Annotated in this window: 18 protein-coding genes; 11 read left to right on the top strand and 7 right to left on the bottom strand. The window is 63.5% G+C overall.

Going from position 1 to position 23329, the window contains the following annotated elements; translation table 11 throughout:
• Positions 1-32 precede the first annotated feature (32 nt).
• On the bottom strand, positions 33-1043 hold the full coding sequence (locus tag G3572_RS04055; RefSeq protein ID WP_164609367.1) for an ABC transporter ATP-binding protein: 1011 nt from the start codon (positions 1041-1043) through the stop codon (positions 33-35).
• Positions 1044-1243: 200 nt separating this feature from the next.
• Between G3572_RS04055 and argE the strand changes: the two genes are divergently transcribed.
• From argE to G3572_RS04040, 3 genes are all read left to right on the top strand, one after another.
• A complete protein-coding gene (argE, locus tag G3572_RS04050) occupies positions 1244-2404 on the top strand; it encodes an acetylornithine deacetylase (RefSeq protein ID WP_164609366.1) in 1161 nt (386 codons plus the stop codon).
• Positions 2401-3738: an NAD(P)/FAD-dependent oxidoreductase gene (locus G3572_RS04045; RefSeq protein WP_164609365.1), complete on the top strand. Its 1338-nt coding sequence runs from the start codon at positions 2401-2403 to the stop codon at positions 3736-3738. The genes argE and G3572_RS04045 overlap by 4 nt, the downstream gene beginning before the upstream one ends.
• A gap of 100 nt (positions 3739-3838) precedes the next feature.
• The gene (locus tag G3572_RS04040; RefSeq protein WP_164609364.1) at positions 3839-5005 is read left to right on the top strand and encodes a M20 aminoacylase family protein; all 1167 of its coding nucleotides are present in this window, start codon (positions 3839-3841) and stop codon (positions 5003-5005) included.
• 115 nt (positions 5006-5120) lie between these two features.
• Here G3572_RS04040 and G3572_RS04035 read toward each other — a convergent pair whose 3' ends face one another.
• From G3572_RS04035 to moaA, 3 genes are all read right to left on the bottom strand, one after another.
• Complete coding sequence (locus G3572_RS04035; RefSeq protein WP_164609363.1) at positions 5121-6122, bottom strand: cytochrome d ubiquinol oxidase subunit II; 1002 nt, start codon at positions 6120-6122, stop codon at positions 5121-5123.
• Between the two features lie 4 nt (positions 6123-6126).
• Entirely contained in the window at positions 6127-7500 is a 1374-nt protein-coding gene (locus G3572_RS04030) for a cytochrome ubiquinol oxidase subunit I (protein ID WP_164609957.1), read from the bottom strand.
• Between the two features lie 81 nt (positions 7501-7581).
• Positions 7582-8592 (bottom strand): GTP 3',8-cyclase MoaA, encoded by a 1011-nt coding sequence (moaA, locus tag G3572_RS04025; protein WP_164609362.1) that lies wholly within the window; start codon positions 8590-8592, stop codon positions 7582-7584.
• 86 nt (positions 8593-8678) lie between these two features.
• On the opposite strand from moaA, the gene G3572_RS04020 reads away from it, so the two are divergent.
• Complete coding sequence (locus G3572_RS04020; protein ID WP_164609361.1) at positions 8679-9155, top strand: hypothetical protein; 477 nt, start codon at positions 8679-8681, stop codon at positions 9153-9155.
• A gap of 29 nt (positions 9156-9184) precedes the next feature.
• Complete coding sequence (locus tag G3572_RS04015) at positions 9185-9583, top strand: lysozyme inhibitor LprI family protein (protein ID WP_240335391.1); 399 nt, start codon at positions 9185-9187, stop codon at positions 9581-9583.
• Between the two features lie 43 nt (positions 9584-9626).
• Here G3572_RS04015 and G3572_RS04010 read toward each other — a convergent pair whose 3' ends face one another.
• The 3 genes from G3572_RS04010 to G3572_RS04000 all read right to left on the bottom strand — a co-directional run bounded on the left by G3572_RS04010 (position 9627) and on the right by G3572_RS04000 (position 14110).
• A complete protein-coding gene (locus G3572_RS04010; RefSeq protein ID WP_205518455.1) occupies positions 9627-10619 on the bottom strand; it encodes a phosphoadenosine phosphosulfate reductase in 993 nt (330 codons plus the stop codon).
• Positions 10620-10776: 157 nt separating this feature from the next.
• Positions 10777-11721, bottom strand: a complete 945-nt coding sequence (locus G3572_RS04005; RefSeq protein ID WP_164609359.1) for a glycosyltransferase family 2 protein — start codon at positions 11719-11721, stop codon at positions 10777-10779.
• A gap of 118 nt (positions 11722-11839) precedes the next feature.
• Complete coding sequence (locus G3572_RS04000; RefSeq protein ID WP_164609358.1) at positions 11840-14110, bottom strand: glycosyltransferase family 2 protein; 2271 nt, start codon at positions 14108-14110, stop codon at positions 11840-11842.
• Between the two features lie 182 nt (positions 14111-14292).
• Between G3572_RS04000 and G3572_RS03995 the strand changes: the two genes are divergently transcribed.
• From G3572_RS03995 to G3572_RS03970, 6 genes are all read left to right on the top strand, one after another.
• Complete coding sequence (locus tag G3572_RS03995) at positions 14293-16500, top strand: glycosyltransferase family 32 protein (RefSeq protein ID WP_164609357.1); 2208 nt, start codon at positions 14293-14295, stop codon at positions 16498-16500.
• Between the two features lie 148 nt (positions 16501-16648).
• A complete protein-coding gene (locus tag G3572_RS03990; protein ID WP_354003983.1) occupies positions 16649-17551 on the top strand; it encodes an AAA family ATPase in 903 nt (300 codons plus the stop codon).
• Positions 17552-17626: 75 nt separating this feature from the next.
• Entirely contained in the window at positions 17627-18889 is a 1263-nt protein-coding gene (locus G3572_RS03985) for a vWA domain-containing protein (RefSeq protein ID WP_164609355.1), read from the top strand.
• A gap of 160 nt (positions 18890-19049) precedes the next feature.
• Positions 19050-21080 carry an OmpA family protein gene (locus tag G3572_RS03980; RefSeq protein WP_164609354.1) on the top strand — a complete coding sequence of 677 codons (2031 nt, stop codon included), beginning with the start codon at positions 19050-19052 and terminating at the stop codon, positions 21078-21080.
• A 173-nt stretch (positions 21081-21253) separates the two neighbouring features.
• Positions 21254-22240, top strand: a complete 987-nt coding sequence (locus tag G3572_RS03975) for an XdhC family protein (RefSeq protein WP_354003996.1) — start codon at positions 21254-21256, stop codon at positions 22238-22240.
• On the top strand, positions 22237-23262 hold the full coding sequence (locus G3572_RS03970) for a molybdopterin-binding protein (protein WP_164609352.1): 1026 nt from the start codon (positions 22237-22239) through the stop codon (positions 23260-23262). Before G3572_RS03975 ends, G3572_RS03970 begins: the two co-directional genes overlap by 4 nt.
• Positions 23263-23329 lie beyond the last annotated feature (67 nt).

Below are 23329 nucleotides of genomic sequence, written 5' to 3'. Positions count from 1 at the left end.
AAAGCGCCTGCAAAGGCAGATCAACTTGCGTGTCAGACATCACCACCCCCGGCGGACCAATGGCAGGCCACATCATGGCCCTGACCGACAGCGCGGCCATCTATCGCGCGGCGCTCGGGGTTTTCCGCCTCGCAGCGCGCGAAGGCATGAACGCAACGGGCGCGGAACGGGCAAGCAGAGGGCGCGCCGATCAGAATCGGAGGTTGGCCCTCGATCACCTGCAGCCGATCTTCACGCGCGCCGGTCAGCGAGGGAATGGTTTTCAGCAGGGCGCGCGTGTAGGGGTGCTGCGGGTTCGAGAACAGCTCCTTGACCGGAGCCTGCTCCACCACCTGACCGCCATACATCACCATGACACGGTCGGCGATGCCTGCGATCACGCCCAAGTCATGCGTGATCCACACAATCGCCATGCCCAGCTTGGTGCGCAACTCTTTGACAAGTTCAAGGATCTGCGCCTGAATCGTCACATCAAGCGCCGTCGTCGGCTCATCCGCGATCAGCACATCGGGGTCACAGGCCAGCGCGATCGCGATCATCACACGCTGCCGCATCCCGCCGGAAAACTGGTGCGGATAGGATTTCAGACGTGCTGCAGCATCCGGGATACCGACCAGCGCCAGTAATTCTGCCGCGCGCTGCTTGGCCTGTGTCTTGGTCATGCCCATGTGGCGGATCAGCGGCTCCATGATCTGATCGCCCACCGTGAACACCGGATTGAGACTGGTCATAGGGTCCTGGAACACGAACCCCACCTTGGCCCCACGCACCTCGCGCAGTTCCTCGGCGCTGATCTTGAGCAGGTCGCGCCCGCCCAGCATGACCGAACCCGCGCGCACATCGGCAGGGGGCGAGGGCAGGAGCCCGATCAGCGACATCATGGTGACAGACTTGCCCGAGCCACTCTCTCCCACGACGCCCAAGAGTTCGCCGGGGTTCAAATGGAAGCTCACGGAATTGACGGCATGCACTTCGCCCCCACGGGTGCGAAACACCGTCTTTAGCCCCCGGACATCAAGGACGGGCGCGGCCCCATCGGCCATATGTAACCCCCAAGTGGTTCTTATTATTTGTTTTTTCCGGTGTCTCAACCAAGGTCGGCCCGGTGATTTGACCAAGTGTTAGATATTTTTCAGCATCCCGCAAGCGGCTTGTTCAGGCTGCCGCTGCGTCACATGCTCTGGGCTTGACCTTGCCCGATTTCGTGGCGCAGGTTTGCCTTTGCAGCAGCAAGGACGCCCCGATGGCCAACCGCCTTACCCCGCGCCAGATCCTCGACCATCTGGTGGCTTTTCCCACCGTCAGCCGTGACACCAACCTTCCGCTGGTGGATTGGGTCGAATCCTACCTTTCCAGCCAGGGCATCGCGGCATATCGGCTCTGGAACGAGGACGGAACCAAGGCCGCACTTTTCGCCCATGTCGGGCCGATGATGCCGGGCGGCGTGATTCTGTCGGGCCATACCGATGTGGTTCCGGTCGATGGGCAAGCCTGGACATCCGACCCCTGGACGGTGACCGAGCGCGACGGGCGGCTTTATGGGCGTGGCACATGTGACATGAAGGGATTTGATGCGCTGGCGCTATGGGCCTTGGTCGAAGGTCATGCACGCGGACTCCGGCGCCCGCTCCAGATTGCTCTCTCCTATGACGAGGAAACCGGATGCATGGGCGCGCCGCCCCTGATTGCAGCGATGCAGGCGCGGTTGCCGCTTGCCACGCTTGCCATCATCGGCGAGCCCAGCCGGATGAAGGCCGTCAACGGCCACAAGGGCGGGGCCGGTTACCGCGTGCATTTGCGTGGCTTCGAGGTGCATTCCTCGCTTTTGCCGCAAGGCGTCAGCGCGATCATGGAGGCGGCGCGGCTGATCATGTGGGCCAATGACCGCAATTCCGAGAATCGCGCCAAGCCTCCCTCTGCCATGGCGGCCCTGTTCGATCCGCCCTTTACCACGCTGCACACCGGGATGATCTCGGGCGGCACTGCCCATAACATCACCGCCGCCGATTGCCGCTATGTGATGGAGTTTCGCGTGGTGCCGGGAGAATCGCCCGCTGACTGGTGCGCCGCTTTTGAATCCGAGGTGGCCCGCCTGCGAGCGGCGATGAAGGCCGTGCGCCCCGAAGCAGATGTGTTCCTCGAGCGCTTCTTCGATGTGCCGCCTCTGGTTCCTGAGGAATCGGGCGCGGCCGAGGCCTTGGTGCGCCGCCTGACAGGGGACAACGCCACCCATGTCGTCAGCTATGGCACCGAAGCGGGGCATTTTCAGGCGGCAGGCATATCCAGCGTGGTTTGCGGCCCCGGTGACATCGCGCAGGCGCATCAGGCGGATGAATATCTGGAGCTTTCCGAATTCGCCGCAGGACAGGCCTTTATGGAAAAATTGCTGGCCGATTTGGCATGACCTTTCCCATCACCCTCGAAACCCCTATCCGCTTTCCCGGTCCGCTGCCGGATGCCGCCGATGTGGTGGTGCTGGGCGGCGGCATCATCGGGGTGATGACTGCCCTTTATCTGGCGCAAGCCGGAGAGAAGGTGGTTCTGTGCGAAAAAGGACGCATCGCGGGCGAGCAAAGCAGCCGCAACTGGGGGTGGATTCGCCAGCAGGGGCGCGACAAGGACGAACTTCCGATCGTCGTTGAGTCGCTGCGGCTCTGGCAGGGCTTTGCCACCCAGTTCGGGGATGCGCTGGGGTTCCGCCAGACCGGAGTGATGTATCTGGCCAATACCGATGCCGCGCTCGAGAGTTACGAGGCGTTCCTGCCTCACGCGCAGGCAAATGGCGTCGACACCCGTATGCTGGCCAGTTGCGAGATCGCGGCCCTGCTGGGCACCTCTGCCGACTGGAAGGGCGGTATGTTCACCCCGTCGGATGCCCGTGCCGAGCCCTGGGTGGCGGTGCCGCTTTTGGCGGGGTTGGCGGCCAGTGCGGGGGCTTGCCTTGTGGAGAATTGCGCCGTCCGCGCGCTCGATGTTCAGGCGGGCGCGGTTGCGGGGGTGGTCACCGAACAGGGCAGGGTGCGTGCGGCGCGGGTCGTGGTGGCGGGCGGCGCGTGGTCGCGGCTGTTTCTGGCCGCGCAGGGTGTCGTGATTCCGCAGCTTTCCGTGCTGGCGTCGGTGGCGCAGACAGAACCCATGCCCGAGGTCTTTGCCGGCGGGGCCACCGACAGCCATTTCGCCTTTCGTCGCCGCATGGACGGTGGTTATACGCTCGCGCCCGGGGCCGAACATGACTTCTTCATCGGCCCGGACGCGTTTCGCAGCTTCTTCGACTATTTTCCTGTATTGAAAAAAGATTTCCGCTCAACCCATTTTCGGGCAACTGCGCCGCGTGGCTTTCCCGATGGCTGGACGACCCCGCGCGCCTGGGGCGACGGGCCAAGCCCGTTCGAGGCTGTCCGCATCCTTAACCCGGCGCCCAACCGGGCCAGTCTTGGCCACGTGCAAGATCGGTTCGCCGCCGCTTTCCCCGCTCTTGGTCGGCCGCGGCTCAGATTGGCATGGGCGGGTATGATCGACACCATGCCTGATGTGGTGCCGATCGTCGATCACGCTCCCATTCCCGGCCTGACGATCGCCACGGGAATGAGCGGTCATGGTTTTGGCATCGGCCCCGGCATGGGCAAGGTTCTGGCCAATCTGGTCAGAGGGCGGGCGACAGGCCATGATATAAGGCGTTTTCGCCTGTCGCGCTTTCGTGACGGCAGCGCGCCAGAGCTTGGCCCTGCTCTCGCCTGACCCCTGTTTTTTGATCAAAGGGTCAGATCGGCCCCGTCTGCCCCTTGATGCCGCGCGCATTCGGCTTCACCATTCACCCATCAGATCGAGAGGACCGCAGATGCCCGTCAAGAACCGTTTCGCCGAGATGCTGCCCGAAATCACCGAGTGGCGGCGTGATTTTCACAGCCATCCGGAACTTCTGTTCGAGGTGCATCGCACGGCGGCCAAGGTGGCGGACCTGCTGCGCAGCTTTGGCTGTGACGAGGTGGTGACCGGCATCGGGCGCACCGGCGTTGTGGGGGTGATCCACGGCAAGACCGATACCGCCGGCCGCGTCATCGGTCTGCGCGCCGATATGGACGCGCTGCCCATTACCGAACAGACCGGCCTTGACTACGCGTCGGCCACGCCGGGGGTGATGCATGCCTGCGGCCATGACGGGCATACGGCCATGCTGCTTGGGGCTGCCAAATACCTTGCCGAGACACGCAATTTCGATGGCAAGGCCGTAGTGATCTTCCAGCCCGCCGAAGAGGGCGGCGGCGGTGGGCGCGAGATGGTCGAAGACGGCATGATGGAGCGTTTCGGCGTTCAGGAAGTTTACGGGATGCACAACATGCCCGGTATTCCGGTCGGGCATTTCGCCATACGCCCCGGCGCGATCATGGCGGCGGCGGATCAGTTTGAGTTCACCATCACAGGAAAGGGTGGCCATGCGGCCAAACCGCATGACTGTATCGACACCACGGTGGTCGCAGCCCATATCATCGTGGCGCTGCAAACCATCGCCTCGCGCAATGTGGACCCGATGAAACAGGTCGTGGTCAGCGTCTGCACCGTGCAGACCGACAGCACCGCGCATAACGTCATTCCGCAGGTCGTGAAACTTAAGGGCACCGTGCGCACGATGGATCCGGCCGTGCAGGATTTTGTCGAGCGTCGGATTTCGGAAATCGTCACCGGCACCGCCACCGCGCTGGGGGCTGCGGCCACCGTCGCGTATCAGCGGGGCTATCCGGTGACGCTCAACGCCGAAGAAAACACCCGCCATGCGGTCGATGTTGCCAAAGCCGTCTCCGGTCAGGTCGACGAGAATACCGCACCGCTGATGGGCGCCGAGGATTTCAGTTTCATGCTCAACGCCCGTCCCGGTGCCTATATTTTCCTTGGGAACGGCGATACGGCGATGGTCCATCACCCCGCTTACAACTTCGACGACAACGCCATCCCCTTCGGTTCAAGCTGGTATGCGGGCATGGTCGAAGCAAGGATGCCACCCGCCTGAAGTCGGCGTTGCAAAGAGGCGGCTGCGCGCAGCACATATTTTGAAGCGGAGGATAGCAAGCAGGGCTGGCTTTCCTCCGCGCCGGCGCGGGGGGCAGTTTGCCCCCTGCAACGGTTCAGTCATAGCTGAGCTTGGTCGCCTTGCCGCGAAACACGGTGTAGGACAGCACGGTGTAGCCGATGATCATCGGCAAGACGAACAAGGCCCCGAACAGGATGATCCGCAGGCTTTCCGGGCTTGCGGCAGCCTCGTAAATGGTCATCTGCTCGGGGACGATATAGGGATAGAAGCTATATCCCATTCCGAAGAAGCCAAGCACCATCAGGGTTGTCGCCCCTGCGAAGGGGAACCAGGCGAAATGGTCGTTCCTCGTTGGCAGATGGCGCAGGCCAAGCCAGAGAAGAACGATCAACGCCACAGACATCAGCGGCAGCGGCGCAAGCAGCACCACCTCGGGGAAGCTGAACCAGCGCTCGAAGATACGGGTGCTGACAAAGGGCGTGGCGACAGAAACTGCGCCAAGCCCCAGTGCCATGCCCCAGATGCCGCCGCGCGCCCAAGCGACGGCCTTGAGCTGGAGTGCATCATCGGTTTTCAGGATCACCCAAGCCGCGCCGATAAAACTGTAGGCCACGGTCAACGCGCCCGCCGTAAGCAGGGCAAAGCCCACGTGGAACAGCGTCCACTCCAGCCCCATGATATACATGCCAAGCATGAAGCCCTGTGACGCGGATGTCATCAGGCTGCCAATGAAAAAGGCGCGATCCCAAGACGCCTTGTGTGAAAGCGGTGCCTTGGCGCGAAACTCGAAGGCAACCCCGCGCAGGATCAGCCCCACGAGCATGACCGCCACAGGCAGGTAAAGCGCTGTCAGGATGGTTCCATGCGCGGTGGGGAAGGCCACCAGCAAGATGCCGATGGCCAGCACCAGCCATGTTTCATTGGCATCCCAGAACGGCCCGATCGACGCGATCATACGGTCGCGCTCGGCGGGTTCCGCGAAGGGAAAAAGCAGCCCCACGCCCAAGTCAAACCCGTCGAGGATGACGTAGAGCAGGATGGAAATCCCCATCAATCCGGCGAAGATCACGGGAAGCGTTGTTGCATCGAGGGTCATCACATTACTCCGCCGGAACAGAAATGGGGGCGTCGCGCGGTTCTTCACGGGTCGGGCGTTTGCCCTCGGCCGCGCGGCGCGCCAGATGGAAGATCACGCCGATATAGGCGATCATCAGCGCCAGATAGATGGCGAGGTAAGCCATGAGCGTCGCCATCACCATCGGGGCCGCAACATCGCCAACTGCGGCTTCGGTCGTCAGAACACCAGTCACCAACCAAGGCTGACGCCCGATCTCGGTCACATACCAGCCTGCCAGCGTGGCGACCCAACCCGAAAAGGCCATGCCGACAGTCGCCATCAGATAGGGCCGCGGCAAGGCATCGGCCCCGCGCCGCCAGATCAGGAGCACGCCCAGCCATGACAGCGCCAGCATCGCCATGCCCGTGCCGACCATCACCCGGAAGCCCCAGAACACCGGTGCGACGGGCGGATGCATGACAGTGCCATCCTCGGCCACAAAATCATTCAATCCGGGCACCACTCCGCTTGGCGAGTGCTTCAAGATCAGGCTTGCCCCGTTCGGGATCGCAATCTCGGCATGGTTGGTGCGCGCAGCCTCATCCGGAATGGCGAAAAGGATCAGCGGCACATTCGGCCCCGTGTTCCAGTTACCCTCCATCGCCGCGACCTTGGCGGGCTGATGCTCCAACGTGTTGAGACCGTGCAGATCGCCCATCACGATCTGCGCAGGGATCAGCACTGCGCCAAGGATCAGACCAAAGCGCATCTGCGTGCTGACAGTCTCGGCCCGGTCGCCGATCAGGCGCCGGAAGGCCGCGATGCCGGCGATCAGGAAGGCCACGGTCAGGCCCGATGCAAGCAGCATGTGGCCAAGACGGTAGGGCAGCGACGGGTTGAAGATGATGGAGAACCAGTCGGTTGCATGCACAACGCCGTCGCGCAGCTCGTAGCCCTGAGGCGTGTGCATCCAGGAGTTCAGCACGAGAATCCAGAACGCGCTCATCGTGGTGCCGAAAGCGACAAGGAAGGTCGACAGAATGTGCAGCCACGGCGGCACCCGGCGCGCGCCAAAGAGCATGATGCCCAGAAACACCGCTTCAAGGAAGAAGGCAGTCATCACCTCGTAGGCAAGCAGCGGCCCGGCCACGTTGCCGACAGCCTCCATGAAGCCCGGCCAGTTGGTGCCGAACTGGAACGACATGGTGATGCCCGAGACAACGCCGAGGGCAAAGGACAAGGCAAAAACCTTGACCCAGAACATGTAGGCGTCCATCCATTTTTGCTCTCCCGTGCGGGCAAACCGGTATCGAAAGAACAGCAGCACCCAGCCGAGGGCGATCGTGATCGTCGGAAACAGGATGTGAAAACTGATATTGGCCGCAAACTGGATGCGAGAGAGCAAAAACGTATCCATCATACACCTTTCTGTTGTCCCTAATGTGGGACGAAGGTGGCAGGCGGAAAGACCGTGCGACCAGCGGTCACGCCTGATGGATCAGCCGCCCGTATGGCTCATGTGGCGGCTCATCTGGCCGGCAATGCCGGTGCGCGTGTAATCAAAGTCATGGCCCTTTGGCTTGCGGGCGATGGCGGCGCGGATTGCGGCTTCCAGCACGTCATCGTTTGCGCTCGCCCGCAGGGGCGCGCGCAGATCGGCCATGTCTTCCTGCCCAAGGCACATATACAATTCGCCCGTGCAGGTCAGCCGCACGCGGTTGCAGCTTTCGCAGAAATTATGGGTCAGCGGCGTGATGAAGCCGATCTTTTGCCCCGTCTCTTCCAGACGCACATAGCGGGCGGGGCCGCCCGACCGCTCGGCCAGATCGGTGAGCGTGTAGCGTTCTCCATAGCGCGCACGCAGATCGCGCAGTGACCAGTATTGGTCCAGCCGGTCCTCGTTGCCCAGATCGCCCATCGGCATGACCTCGATCCATGTCAGGTCATGGCCTTCGCGGGCGCACCATTCGGTCAGGCTGAACTGTTCGTCCTCGTTGAAGCCCTTGAGCGCCACCGCGTTGATCTTCACCCGCAGCCCTGCTGCCTGTGCGGCTGCGATCCCGTCAAGCACCTGTGGCAAGCGGCCCCAGCGGGTGATCTGGGCGAATTTCTGCGCATCCAGCGTATCGAGCGAGACGTTTATGCGCCGGACCCCGCACTCGGCCAACTCGCCTGCGTATTTGACCAGTTGGCTGCCGTTCGTGGTCAGGGTCAGTTCCTTGAGCGCGCCTGACTGCAGGTGCCGCGTCATGGCGCGGAAAAAGGACATGATGCCTTTGCGCACCAGCGGCTCTCCGCCCGTGATGCGCAGTTTCTCTACCCCCATGCGCACGAAGGCCGAGCACATGCGGTCCAGTTCTTCCAGCGTGAGAAGGTCTGCCTTTGGAAGAAAGGTCATGTTCTCGGCCATGCAATAGACACAGCGGAAATCACAGCGATCTGTGACGGAGACGCGCAAATAGGAAATTGCGCGTGCGAAGGGGTCAATCAGGGGGGCTGCGTCATTCATACCCCGAAGGTAAGGTTCCGCCCATCGGCTGGCAAGTGAACATCGCGCCATTGCAGGCGATGTGGCGGCGCACTATCGTTCCTGTCATGCGTAATTTCATCCTTCTGAGTCTTGTCCTGACCGTCACCTCCGGCTGCGCGGTTCTGGATCGAATGAAATCCGGCGATGCCGCGTCCGCGCCCGCCTCTGGTCGGGCCACGGCAGAATCGGTGCCGGTCGCGATTGCCCCGGCGCCCGTGCTCGGGGCAGGGCGCACGGCTGCAGCGCTCGACACCACGAGCGAGGCGCAAAAGCAGGCAGCACTTGCCGCGCCCGCTGCCAGTGGCGAGCGGCAGCTCGGCAAGGTCTCGGTCAGCCTTGGCAGCCCGGCAGAGCCCGGCATCTGGCTGCGCTCGGCATTGGTGAGCGCCCCGGGCAAGGGACGCGTTGTGACGGCATCAGGGCAGTCCGTGGCGGTTGATCTTCTGCCGGGGCAGGGGGCCGCGCAACTTTCCCTGCCGGCCTTCGTGGCGCTTGGTCTGTCGTTGACCGCTTTGCCTGAAGTCACGGTTTTCGCCAATTGACCCCGTTTGGCCGGACAAGGATGGCACAGATGTTGCGGCTGGCGCTGGCGGTCTTGATCTTCGGTGCGGGGGCCGCACAGGCTCAGGGGCTTGATTGCGACAATGCCATGACCCAACAGGCGATGAACCGTTGTGCTGCGCTTGAACTGGAAGCCGCCGATAAGGATCTGAACGCTGCCTATGCCGAAGCGCGCGGGGCGATGCGTGATCTCGATACCGATCTGCCGCCCGGCCTTTCCGGCGCAGAGCTTGCGTTGCGCGACGCCCAGCGGGCATGGATTTCCTATCGCGACAAGGCTTGCGCGGCAGAAGGCTTTCTCATGCGTGGCGGTTCGGCAGAGCCGCTGTTGGTGCTGGGATGCAGGTTACGCCTGACAGAACAGCGCGCAGAGGATTTGTGGTCACTGGCCGAGGGACCCGAAGGCTAAGTCGGGCACGGAGCGATGTCTCGCCCTGCGCTGGGCTGCGAGCCTAGTCCTTGAGCGAAGCCTCCACCTCGGCGGCCAGAATATCGGCAAGTCTCTTGCGGAACCTCGGCGCATTCAGGCGGGATGTGACGTTCTGGCAAATCATCTTTTCCAGTCCGGTCCGGCCACGGGCTTGCGCCTGTGTGAGCAAAACCCGCAGATAGGGGCCGAAATTCCGGCGCGCGCGCCAGATTTTCGCAAACTGTGGCGCGTTCAGTGTGCCTGCCACCGCTGATTGCACGAGGGGCGTGATGATATTCATATGCGCAAGCGACCAATCCAGCCGCCCGCCCAGACGGGGGCAGCGCAGATGGGTGACATGGCGGCCCCGGAACAGCGAGGCATGCATCGCGTCTTCGGTGACATCGGGATCGTGCAAGATGAACACGCGACCCGCGCCATCGGTCATGTCGGGGGCGTAGCCATAGCGGCTGGTGAAATCCAGCTTGCGCGCCTTGATGGCCCGCTTGTCCCAGCCCGCAATCGCCGGATTCAGCGTGGCGCGCGGGCTCATGGCAATCACGGTGCATCCCGGCGCGGCCACGGAAAAGGCCGCCGCCGCGTAGGCCTGCACGCCTGAACCCATGAACAGGACAGTGTCGAAATCCTCAAAAAAGGCATCGTCGACCAGACGGTCGAAGTAACCGTAAACGCGCGCGTCACGATACCATGTCTCGCCGTCTGCGATCAGGCACAGGTGTGACCAGCCCTTTTCCTTTGCGATGTCATGGCCAAGTGGCATCTGGCCTGGCCGCGCTTCGATATCCTCGGCGCGTTCAAAGCTGACCAGCAGGGTGGGAGATTCATCGATGAAGAACGCCCAATGACGCGCTCCGAGCGGCTCGAAATAGCCCGCGTCTTCCCCGATCTGATCCATGAGGGCGAGCCAGCCTGCACGCGTATCGGCTGCTTCGGCGCCCGGCTGCGCTACAGATGCATCGGGTGCCGCCTGAGCGGCCGCATCCGCCGTTTTGGACGGGGAAAGCGTTTCCGGCATCTGGTATCTCCCTTCCTGAGACGGACCCTGCGCGCGCAAGAACGGGGCCGTTCTGATCGGCTAACATCGGATCATGGCAGTTTTGAGGCAAGGCCGCAAAAGGCGACAAACTGTTTCCGGCAGATTGATCGGCTTGGATCAGCCCAAAGCTGCGGCGTCAGCCACCGGTGATCGCCGACCACAGCGCTGCATTGCCCGGATCGGACTTCAGGGCCGCGATGCGCGCCCGGTGCCATGCCACCGATTTGCGGTGCATGAAAGCCAGATCCGCATCCGCCATCAGCCGGACGATCCAATCGGCTACAGCCGCGTCATAGCGGCGGATGGCCTCGCAGGGCGTCTGGGCGAGGTTGAAGCGATGCCAGTATTCCAGCCCCATCTCTTGCCCCACATGATTGACCCGCCCCCTGTCGCGCTTGACAAGAAAGCTCTCGGCGCTGCGCAATGCGTAGTGGTTGACCTGTGCGACGCTATGGTCGGCGGCCACGAACATCGGATGCGGTTGAGGGCGCCAAGGTCGCCCGCCCGGCTCTTCGCGGCGCAGATCGCGCCCCAGATCGGCCCGCGCCACGGGGGCATGGATGCCCACGCGCCCCACATTCTCAAGCCCGCGGAACAGCGACTTGGCATAGGCAAAGCCTTGTCCGCCCGACGCTTCGGCGCGCAGGAACTGGCTTGTTACCGGCCTGTCCTCATAGTCAATCCGGCTATCGGGTCCGAAAATGCGCCACGGCACCGGAATGACCTCGGTTTGCTCCGATGCGGCGCCGGCCAGAGCCCGCACGCTGCCGTCGCCGATCTTGATGGTCAGGAATTCATCGGCATCACAGACCCAGATCCAGTCGGCCTGCCGCACCACATCGTAGCGGGTTGCCTGTTTGAGTGCCGACCGCTGGATCGAGGTGGCCGCCCAAGGCTTTGTCGGATGATGCGTGGCCAGCCCGAGCGTTTGCAGACGCAAGGCCATGCGGCGGGTGTGGTCGGTGCAGTCATTGGTGCAGATCAGGATATGATCGAAGCCAAGCGCCTTGTGATGCGCGACCCATTCCAGAAGAAACGCGCCTTCGTTCTTCATCGTCGTGATGACGGTAAAGCCCCCCATCACGATCTTTCGGCGAAAGATCGGCGCCGGCCCGCAAGGCTGAACGACAGCCGATCCGGTTTCGCAAGGGCACCCGGGTAAGCAGGGCGGGCCGAGCTTTCGCCGAACATCCGTGCCATCAATGTTCTGCCTCGCCGCTGTGTTCGACCGTGAAGAAGAAATCCGGTGCCAGGGGCCGTTTGTGCAGATCGGGTGGAATCACGCCGGGGCCAGCCGAAAACACCGCCGAGCCGAAATGATGCTGCATCCGGCACAGTGCCTTCATCCGCTCTCCCGTCAATTCGCCGTAGAAGGTCCGGTAATTCTCCGTCTGCATCAACTCGGCGATCTTGGCGCGGTGGCAGGCCACCGAATGGTCATGCGCGGCGCGGATGTCCGGGTCGGCCAAGAGGCGATCATATTCGGCGCGCAGGGCAGGGATCATCCGCTGGATGGAGGTGTCCCGGTCGGCGTTGTGGTTCATCCGGAACCAGTAGTTCAGACCCTGATCGCGGTCGACATGATTGACCCTTCCTCGGTCGCGTTTGACGAGGAAGCTTTCCGCCGAGCGCACGGCGTAATGGTTCAACTGCACCCAGTCATAGCCATAGGTCTCCAGGGTCGACCGCCAGCCATTGCGGAACAATTCCTTCGGCATCGTTCTTCCGGACCCGTTCAGCCATTTCACCTGATCCCAAAGATCGGGCTTGAGTCCTTTGGGCCGATGCACGCCCAGTTTCTTGTAGATGTCGATGTTTCGAAACAGCGTCTTGAAGCCCCATGCCTGATGCGGCTTGCGGATCACTTCGGGCGCGCAGTCGCAGAACTGCTCCAGCAAGAAGCGGTCCTCGTAGGCGTCGACATCGGAATTACCGACCAACCGCCACGTCAGGCTGATCATATTCGCCTCGCCCATTGCGTCGTAGAGGGCGCGCAGGGTGCCATCCCCGATCTTGATGTTGATGAACTCATCCACATCCATGCAGATGCCCCAGCCGCAATCGCGCATGACGGGCTCGGATTCTGCCGCCTGCAAGGCTGCGTGTTGCGGCTTCAGCGCGCCGCCCGGCACCCAAGGGTTGGGCCGATGCTGCACCAGACCCTTGGCTTGCAGCATCTCCAGCATCGTGTCGGTGCCGTCGGTGCAGTCATTGGTGTAGATCAGGAAGTCATCGACCCCGATCGCGCGATGATAGGCGATCCATTCCAAGATGAAGGGGCCTTCATTCTTCATCGTGGTGACAATCGCCGTGCGCCCTGCGTCCGCCGCCGCGCGCGGTGCCGTGCGGGGGCTGGAAGTGGGCGCGCGCACGGGCTTGTGGTTGAAATACTGCTCGGCCAGCGCAACGAGCGCCGGGTCCTCGACCAGCGAGGTCTTAGGCGCCAAAGCCCCTGCCTGTTGCCCTGGCACGCGGATTGACATCGCGCGGTAAAAGGGCACGGCCTGTGTCGCGTCAGGCTTGGCATAGGCCACACGCACCATGCGCCATGTGTTTTCAAGCCCCGCCTTTGCCGGCGCCACGCCCCAACGGGCAATTCCGCGGCGCGCGTCGAATTGGCGGCAGATGTGATCGCCAAATCCCGCCTCGCCCTTGGGGCGCACACGCCACGGATAGATGCGCCGCCCCGCAAGCAAGATCACGCCATGCCGCGCCTCGAGGCAGAGATCAAAGGCGTTGGGGGTCTCGGGGGCCAGAATATCGGTGACGTCAAGGGTCAGCACCGCACGTGCCTGCGACAGGAATCTCCATTTGAGCGACTCGAACAGGATCTGTTCTGCCAGGGTCGAGCGCCATGCATCGTGGGGCGGAGGCTCCATCCGGTCTTTTCCCGGCGCATCGGGCGCATGCCACGGGTGGTTCGCGGCCCCTTCATCGGGCTTGCCCAAAGGCAGCGGACAATCGAGCACCACCACCGTGAGCGTCACGCCGGCAAGCGCCTTGCGCAAGGCCTTGGCAAAGGCGGCCCCGTCCTCGGTGCGGCTGACGATCAACGCGGCCTGCAAACGGTGGTGCCGTGCGTGATAGATCAGCCCTTCGGCCACCTGCGCCGCAGATTCATCCAGCCGAAAGCCAAAGATGGTATTGAGGCCAGCAAAAAGGTCCGGCTCGGCAGGTGAGGGGCTGACTTGGAGGCGGCTCCCATTGGCCAGAGCAAGCGGCCCCTTTCCGCGGGTCACCAGCAGCGTGGCGCCTGATATCTCGCGCAGCTCCAGCGGCGTTGCGCAGCCATCTGCCCCGTCAGGCGCGAAAGCAGACGGCAGTGTGCCGTTGCCAAACGTGCTGAGCACACGTCCGTCTTGCAACTCGACGCAGTCAAGCAACCGTGTCAGCCCGTCATGACCAAGTTCACGCGCCGCCAGACTGCGGTGTAAAACCCCTGTGCCAGCCGGTTTTGGGCTGCCCGCCATGCCCGATCATCCTGTCCCGCCGCGGTCTGGTGCCGCCGTTGCGAAACGCATAGCACGGGTGCAGCATCGCAGCAAAGCAAACCCCTGCCATTTCGCTCCATTCCCTTGGCAAAGCGCCGCAATTTCGCCAGACTGTTTCACTATGGCCAACAGTGATTGGTCCGTCAGGGGTTGTTGCAGGCATGGTCAGGGTCAGGGAAGTCGGCACGCTGTGGATCGGCGGCAGCTTGTCATGGATGGAGCAACTCTGTCTCAAATCTTTCGTCGACCGGGGCCAGCAAATCACGCTGTTTTCCTACGAGCCGATCCCCAATGTGCCGGATGGCGTCATCCGCCGAGACGGGCGCGAGGTGCTGGAGACGGACAAATTCCTGAAGTATGAAAAGAAAGACAGTTTCGCCCTGTTTGCCGATCTGTTCCGGCTTCACATGATTGCCCGCAATCCCGGGATGATCTGGGTCGATACCGATGTCTATTGCCTCCGGCCGATGCGCTATGACAGCGATCACGTGCTGGGGTTCGAACTGCCGGGGGGCCACAGGGTCAACAATGCGGTTCTCGGGCTGCCCGCCGAGGGCGCGCTGCTGCGGGCGATGCTGGATTATACCTCTGATCTTCATGCCATCCCGCCTTTCGTGAAGGACAGGCTGCAAGACGAATATCGGGCAGCAGCGGCCAAGGGCCAGCCAGTCCATGTCAGCCAGCAACCTTGGGGCGTGTGGGGGCCGATGATGGTGACCCATTTTACCCATGCGCTGGGCCTTGCAGATCAGGTGCAGCCGCTGGAGGCGTTCTATCCCGTCACTTTCCCTGACCGGCTGAAGTTTTTACGTCCCGCAGCGGTGGCCGAAGCGATGATCGGCCAAAACACCACGGCGCTGCATCTGTGGGCGTCAAACAAGCGCGAACTGGGCTTGCGCCATCACGGGGTGCCACCCGTGGGAAGTTACCTCGACAAGCTTTTGAAACAGCACGACATAACACCAGAGACCGCACCGATCAAAGGCCGGGGCAAACATGTGTTTGATGGCGGTCTGGTAGACCGCATCGACCTGCCGCAGGTTCAGGTCTTTGCCGATCTGGGCGGGAATGCGCAGACCTTGGCGCTTGCCGCGTGGCACAAATGGGAATGTGACATCCAGTTGATCGACATGGATCACAAGGGGCAATGGCCGCAAACACCTTCGCCCTGGGTCGCGCCCTATGTCGGCTATCTGACCTCGCACGGGGTTCCCGAGGGCAAGATCACCCGCATCGCCGCCGCCACGGCCCTGCGCCCTGTCGATATGCTTGCCAACCTGTCCGGCTTTGGAGATGTGAACAAAGTCAAACCTTTGTCTGGCATTCTTGATAAAACACTTCATCACGGCAGCCGGATGATCACGGATATCCGCAAGGGTTCGGGCAGCTATCCTTTGCTCAACGCCTATGGCAGTTGCGAGACCATCACGAGCCGCGACGTGGATGGCACCACGATCACCCGCGCGCTCTTCCGCGCCGGCCCGCAAGTGGCGGCAAAGCCTGCCGCCGAGGGCAGTTGGACCGAGATCGCCACGGCGCTTGCCGGAAAAGAGGGTTTCTTCCGCGAAAGCCCCGATCATTCTCTGCTGTTCATCCAGCGTTCTGACACTCTGGTGGTGACTTTCGACAACCTCGACATCGCGATGGGCAAGCGCGAGGACCGCCGCCCTTGGGGGTTCTCCTTCATCGAAAAGCAAGGCTGGTCCATGCTGGGGGTGATGGCCAATGGCTGGACATGGTATCGGGACCCTTGGGTGTGGCAGCAGTTCGATGATCTGCGTGCCAGCGGGTTTTTCCAGCGCTTCAAACGTGTTGTGTTCTATGGCGCCTCGATGGGGGGCTATGCGGCCTGCGCCTTCGTGGCGGCCTGTCCGGGTGCAGATGTCGTGGCAATCTCGCCGCAATCCACGCTGAATCGCGGGTTGGTGCCGTGGGAGACGCGCTATCATACCGCTTGGGCGCGCGACTGGACCGGCCCCTATGCCGATGCGAGCCAATCCAGCCAGGCGGCGGGACGGGTGTTCCTGCTTTATGATCCGTATGAGCCGCTCGACAGCGGCCATGCCGACCGGTTTGAGGCCAGCAATGTCGTCAAACTGCGCGCGCCCCTTTTGGGGCATCGGCTCGGCTCCAGCCTGCAACAGATGGGGATCCTTGCCCCGATCACGCTGGCAGCCCTTAACGGCACCCTGACCGAGGCCGAGTTTTACCGGACCTTGCGCGCGCGCAAGACCTTCCCGCGTTACCAGCGCGAGCTTTTCAAGCGCGCGCTTGACAGGGGGCGGCCGGGGCTTGCGCGCAAACTGGGGCGCTGGGTTCTGGTGCGGGGGGACAACCGCTTTATCCGGCAGGGGATGCAAGCCCTTTGATCGCGGCGCCGGCATGCGCTGCGCGCGGGAGTGTTTGGAATAGGTGCAAACTGGCAGGGCTAGTGCCTTGGTCGTAGGAGCGTGCGTGCCGGGTTGACCCCGCCACGCCTTGCGACCAAGCATGGGCAGAGCAAAGGGAGAATGCTGCGTGACACTCGTTCCGGCAACGATTGATGCAACCGAAACCTTGCTGGCCGATCAGGGCTATGTGGCCAGCCGCGCCCTTGCCACGGTGGTCTTCCTGTCGCTGAAGTTGGGGCGCCCGCTGTTTCTGGAGGGCGAAGCGGGGGTAGGCAAGACAGAGATTGCCAAGACACTCGCGCATGCCTTGGGACGGCGGCTGATACGGCTACAGTGTTATGAAGGGCTTGATGCCGCCTCTGCCGTTGCGGAATGGAATTTCGCCGCCCAGATGGTCGCGATCCGCGCGGCGGAAACCTCTGGAAACGCGACGTCGCGGGCGGATCTGTTTACCGAGGATTTTCTGATCGAACGTCCGCTGCTTGCGGCCATGCGACCGCAGCCGGGCGGCGCGCCCGTCTTGTTGATCGACGAGATCGACCGTACGGACGAGCCGTTCGAGGCGTTCTTGCTGGAGGCCCTGTCAGAGGCACAGGTGACGATCCCCGAACTGGGCACTATCCGCGCGCCCGAGCCGCCCATCGTTATCCTGACATCGAACCGCACGCGCGAGGTGCATGACGCGCTCAAGCGGCGGTGTCTTTATCATTGGGTGGATTATCCCGCTTTCGGTCGGGAACTCCAGATATTGCAGGCGCGCGCGCCCGAGGCGCAAGAGGCGCTGAGCCGCGAGATCGTTGCCTTCGTGCAGCGCCTGCGGCGCGAAGACCTGTTCAAGCGCCCCGGGGTAGCGGAAACAATCGACTGGGCCAAATGCCTGCTCGCACTCGATGTGATCTCTCTCTCGCCAGAGGTCATCGCCGATACGCTTGGCGCGATCCTGAAGTATCAGGACGACATCCAGAAGATTCAGGGATCAGAGGCAAAGCGTTTGCTGGAGACAGTCCGCGCGGAGTTGACGTCGGCATGACCTTGCCTGCCGGCCTGTCATCCTGTCTGGTCATAGTAAAAGAGGGGCGGTCGGGGTGACCCTGCCGGTGCAAGAATGGCCGTCTATGCTCCGCTTGAGATTCCCGAAGATGGCAAGCTTGCGCATAACATCACCCATTTCGCGCGGGCGCTGCGCAAAGCGGGCCTGCCCATCGGTCCTGGGCGCGTTCTTGATGCCATTCGCGCGGTGGAGGTCGCGGGGTTTTCCGAGCGGGCGGATTTTTACTGGACCTTGCACGCCTGCTTTGTCGGCCGCCCCGAAGAACGCGTGATTTATGAACAGGTGTTTCGCCTGTTCTGGCGGGACCCCAAGTATCTAGACCATATGATGAGCCTGCTGATTCCCTCGGTCCATGGGCTGCAAGAGGAAAGGCTGGCGGATGCGGCAGAGAAACGGGCGGCGCAAGCTCTGCTAGACGGAGCCGAGCGCGATCTGCCGAGCCGCGAGGAAGCGCCGGACGAAGACGCCGAGATCGAGATCGATGCCAGTGCGACCATGAGCCATGAGGAGCGGCTTCGCACGCTCGATTTCGAGCAGATGTCGGTCGAGGAGATGGAACAGGCAAAGCGCATGCTGGCGCGCCTCAGCCTGCCGGTTCGCCCTCTGGTCACCCGCCGCAGCCGTGTTTTTGCCGCGGGCAAGCAGGTTGACCTGCGGCGCAGTCTGCGCGGGTCCTTGCGGCAGGGGGGCGAGATCACTCGGCTTGCGATGAAGGCCCCGCGCCTGCGCTGGCCCAATCTCGTGGTCCTGTGCGATATTTCCGGATCTATGAGCCAGTATTCCCGCATCATCCTGCATTTTGTTCATGCGGTGGCGAACCGACAGGGGCAGGGCTGGTCGCGGGTGCATGCCTTTACCTTCGGCACGCAACTGACCAACATCACGCGCCATCTGAAGAACCGCGATGTGGATGCCGCGTTGCGGGCAGCAGGGGCCGAGGCGCAGGATTGGTCGGGGGGCACGCGGATCGGGGCTTCGCTCGCGGCGTTCAACCGGGATTGGTCGCGCCGCGTGCTGGGGCAGGGCGCGGTGGTTCTGCTGATCACCGACGGGCTTGACAGGGATGACAGCGGTGCGCTCGCCTGGCAAATGGAGCGGCTGCATCTGTCCTGTCGTCGGCTGATATGGCTTAACCCGCTGCTGCGATGGGATGGTTTTGCCCCCAAGGCGCAAGGCATACGGGCGATGCTGCCGCATTGCGACGCATTCCGCGCCGGACATTCGGTTGCCTCGCTTGAAGCTTTGGCCGATGCGATTTCCAACCCGGGGGATGGCGGCGAAAAGCAGCGCCTCTTGCGCCTTATCTCGGGAACCTGACAGCGGCATTGCGCGTTAAGGGGCGTGAGTTGAGCTGTAAGTGGTCCTGATCGGCGCTTGTTATCGCATAGCAAAGCCCCGCGCCCTAGGGTCCTGCCATGCTTAACGGCGGCCCGAGTCGCTGCTGCGGCTTTGGCTGGTGCCATGCGAAAGGAAGATCATGAAACGCCTGCTTACCACGACAACCGTATTGTCGCTTGCCCTGACCCCGATCACGCCTTGGCCCTTGATGGCGCAAAGTGCCGATCTGGACCTGACCATCGCCGAGGATGGTTCTGTGCTTGCAGCCGATGGCTCGGTTCTGTGCTCCGTTCTGGCCGGGCAAGACTGCGACCCTGAGGAGATTGCACAGCAGGTGCTTGACGGGAACGAGGCGCAATTGAAGGCCGAGGCCGCTGCCGCGGAAGAGGCCGCGCGCGCTGCAGCCGAGGCTGCCGTCGCCGCCGATGTGGCCGCCGAGGCAGCGCGCGCCGCCGAAGCCGCTGCCGAGGCCGAGGCAGAAGCTGCCGCAGCGGCTGCTGCCGAGCAAACGGCTGCTGCTGAGGAAGAAGCGGCAGAGGCCGCGCGCCTTGCCGCAGAGGCTGCCGAAGCCGAAGCCGCCGCTGCTGCCGAAGCTGCCGCCGCCGAACAGGCCGCCGCAGAGGCCGCTGCCGAAGAAGAGGCGTCGCGCGTGGCACGCGAAGCCGCCGAGGCAGAGGCGGCAGCAGCTGCGGAAGCCGAGGTTGAAGCCGAGGTCTCCGCAGAGCCGGAGACCGCAGAGCCGGAAGTTGCCGAACCCGCCGCGGAGGCCGAACCCGCACCGCTGACGGAAGAAGCCGCCGAGACACCCGAGGCCGATGCAACCGTCGGAATTACGGCGGAGCCGGAGGCCGAAGGGGAAGCCGCCCCGACGAGCGAGCCGACCGGCGAGGCGCCCGTCACCGACACAGTGGCCGAACCCGCGCCGGAAGCAGTCGCTGAGCCTGCTGCCGAAGCCGCGCCGGAGGAGCCGGTGGACGTACCTGTGGTGAGCGAGGAGGAAAACCAGACGCTCCTGCAACTGCTCACCGCCCCGCCCGCCGCAGAAACCGAAGGCGATGCGGCAGAGGTGCTGGGCGGCGTCGCAGCCGCCGCTGCAGCCTTGGGCCTGATTCAGGAGACCGCACCCGAGGGCACCGCCGAGGGCGCCACCACCCCCGCCCCGCAGCCCGAGCCTGAAACCGTGACTGTCACCACGGTGACCGAGGAAAACACCCGCTCTTCCTCCGAAGAGTTCACCGCCGCTCCAACGGCCGTGGGCGAAAACCGCCGCTCTGGCCTGTCCAACCTTGAAAAGGTCGGGCTGCTCGCCTTGGGGGCCCTGGTGGTCGGCAAGGTGCTGAGCGACGGGCGCGAGGTGGTTGAAAACACCGGCGACCGTGTCGTCGTGCGTGATCCGCAAGGCAACTTCGTGGTTTACAAGGACGATGACACCCTGCTCCGCCGTCCGGGTGCCACCGTGCGCACCGAGACCTTCAGCGATGGCTCGACCCGCTCGACGGTGGACCGCGCAGATGGCACGCAGGTGGTGACCATCCGCGACGCATCGGGCCGTGTTCTGCGCCGTGCAACCTATGACGCGCGCGGCAATGAAGTGGTGCTGATCAATGATCTGGTGCGGGAGGAACGTATCGACGTGACGACCCTTCCGGCCCCGCGTGCCGATCGCGTGACGATTTCCACCAATGACTCCAACGCGGCGCTCAAGGCGGCCTTGGCGCGTGAAGAGGCCCGTGCCTTGGGCCGCACCTTCAGCCTGCGCCAGATCCGCGAGATACCGCAGGTGCGCGCATTGGCGGCGACGATTGATGTGGACAACATCACCTTCGACACCGGCTCGGCAGTCATCCGTCCGTCCGAGGCGCGCAAGCTGGCGTCGATTGGCAGGATCATGAACGACATCTTGCTCGACAACCCCGGCGAGGTGTTCCTGATCGAAGGCCATACCGATGCGGTTGGTTCAGCGTCCTACAACCTTACCCTTTCTGACCGGCGGGCCGAATCGGTCGCGCTTGCCCTGACCGAGTATTATGGGATCCCTCCAGAGAATATGGTGGTGCAGGGCTATGGAGAGAGCGAGTTGCGCATTCCTACGCAGGCAGACGAGCGCCGCAACCGCCGTGCTGTGATCCGCGTCATCACGCCTTTGATGAGCACGGCCGCACTGCGCTGATCGCGCCAGTGCCAAGACAGACAGCGCCGCAGGAGCACATCCTGCGGCGCTTTTTCATGGCGGCGCGGGGATGTAGGGTGGATGACACCTTTTGGCAGTGGCGAGGCGCGCTTTGCTGACCCATACTCGCCCTGATCGGCATGCAAGAGCCGGACAGCGAGGATGAGATGAGCATAGCCGACCACGACCGGATTCCCGAAATCGCGCTGGACTGGCATCGCAGCGGCATCGGCGCGGCCTTGGCAACGGTTGTGGAAACCTGGGGAAGCGCGCCGCGTCAGGCAGGCAGCCAACTGGCGATTTCCGGCCTTGGCCAGATCATGGGGTCGGTCTCGGGCGGCTGTGTCGAGGGCGCTGTGGTGAATGAGGCGATGGAGGCCATGGAGGATGGCCAGCCAAGGCTGCTGACCTATGGCGTCAGCGATGACAGCGCCTTTGCGGTCGGTCTAGCCTGCGGCGGCACCATCCGAGTTCTGGTTGAACCCGTGGGCGAGGGGGCTGCGCGCCTTGCGCCTTCGCTGCTGGCCGCGCTTGTCGCGGCGCGGGCCACGCGGCAGGCGCGGGGCTATGCGATTTCGCTGGAGTCATGGGAGCGTCGTCTGATCGAACCGGGCGAAGACCCCGCAGTCGATGTCCGTCTGCGTTCGGACAAATCCGGGGTCGAAGCGGATGGGCGATTTATTGCCGTGCATAATCCGCCGCTGCGCCTGATCGTTGTGGGGGCGGTCCATATTGCTCAGCCGTTGCTGGTGATGGCGCGCAGTTGTGGCTATGCGCCCAGCCTGATTGATCCGAGGGCCGCTTTTGGCAGTGCCGAGCGTTTTCCGGGCGAAGAGATTTCAGAGGCGTGGCCCGACGAGGCGATGGCCGCGCTCGCTCCCGATGCGCGCACCGCCGTGGTGACGCTGACCCATGATAGCAAGCTTGACGATCCCGCGATCATGGCGGCATTGGACAGCCCGTGTTTTTACCTTGGCTGCCTTGGTTCGACCCGCACGCATGCCAAGCGGCTGGCGCGTCTGCGCGCGGCGGGTGTGGCCGAGGAGGCGCTGGCGCGTATCCACGCCCCCGTCGGGCTGGATATCGGCGCGAAGACGCCCGCCGAGATTGCCTTGTCGGTTCTGGCGCAGATCACCCAATGCCTGCGGAGGGGGGCATGATTTTTGCCCGGGTGCCGCTCGATCACGCCGAAGGTGCGATTCTGGCCCATTCCGTGCCGGGCGCGGAGCTGGAGCCGGGGATGGCGGCGCGCCTTCGCAAGGGCGTGGTGCTTGGCCCCGCCGAGATCGCCTATCTGCGGGCCGCAGGTGTGGCACAGGTGATGGTGGCGCGGCTGGAGGCGGGGGATGTGGACGAGGACAGCGCCGCGACGCGGCTTGCCGAGGCGCTGGTGCCGGACCCTACAGCGGCCGGTCTGCGCCTGACGCCCGCATTCACCGGACGGGTCAACCTGAATGCAGTGGGGCCGGGTGTGGTCGAGATGGATGTGGCTGCCGTCCATGCGTTGAACCGGATCGATCCTTCGATCACGCTGGCAACGCTGGTGCCATATGCGCGGGTCGAAGCCGGAATGCTGGTCGGCACGGTCAAGATCATCAGCTATGCGGTGGGTGCGGAAGACCTGTCCCGGGCCTGTGATCTGGCGCGCGGGGCAATTCGGGTGCGGCCGGTGCTGCACGAAGATGCCAGTCTGATCCTGACAGAGGTGGCGGGCCTGCCGGACAAGCTGGCCAGCAAGGCACGCGCCTCGGTAGAGGCGCGGTTGCACGCCCTTGGCATGCGGTTGGCCGAATGCCTGACGGTGCCGCATGACGAGGCTGCGATTGCAGCGGCGCTTCGGGCGGCGCGCGGCGCGATGGTTCTGGTCCTGACAGGATCGGCCACGTCTGATCTGCTGGATACCGCGCCCGAGGGGCTGCGCCTCGCAGGCGGGGTGGTGGCACGATTTGGCATGCCGGTGGACCCCGGAAACCTGTTGTTTTACGGCAGCCTGGGCGCGCGGCCGGTGATCGGCTTGCCGGGCTGTGCGCGCAGCCCCGCGCTGAACGGCGCGGACTGGGTGCTGGAGCGGCTGGCCTGCGGATTGCCGCTTCATGATGACGACATCGCCGCCATGGGGGTGGGCGGACTTTTGAAGGAAATTCCGATCCGGCCACAGCCGCGCGAAGGGCGGGGCGGTTAATGGAAAGGGGGCCAAAGCGGCCCCCTGTCGTGAAAGTGCGCAACATGTGCCACGCACGAATTTTCTG

Origin of the sequence: Pseudotabrizicola algicola (genome assembly GCF_010915705.1) — a bacterium.
Lineage (GTDB): Bacteria > Pseudomonadota > Alphaproteobacteria > Rhodobacterales > Rhodobacteraceae > Pseudotabrizicola > Pseudotabrizicola algicola.
This window is presented reverse-complemented; position numbering and strand designations above follow the sequence as displayed.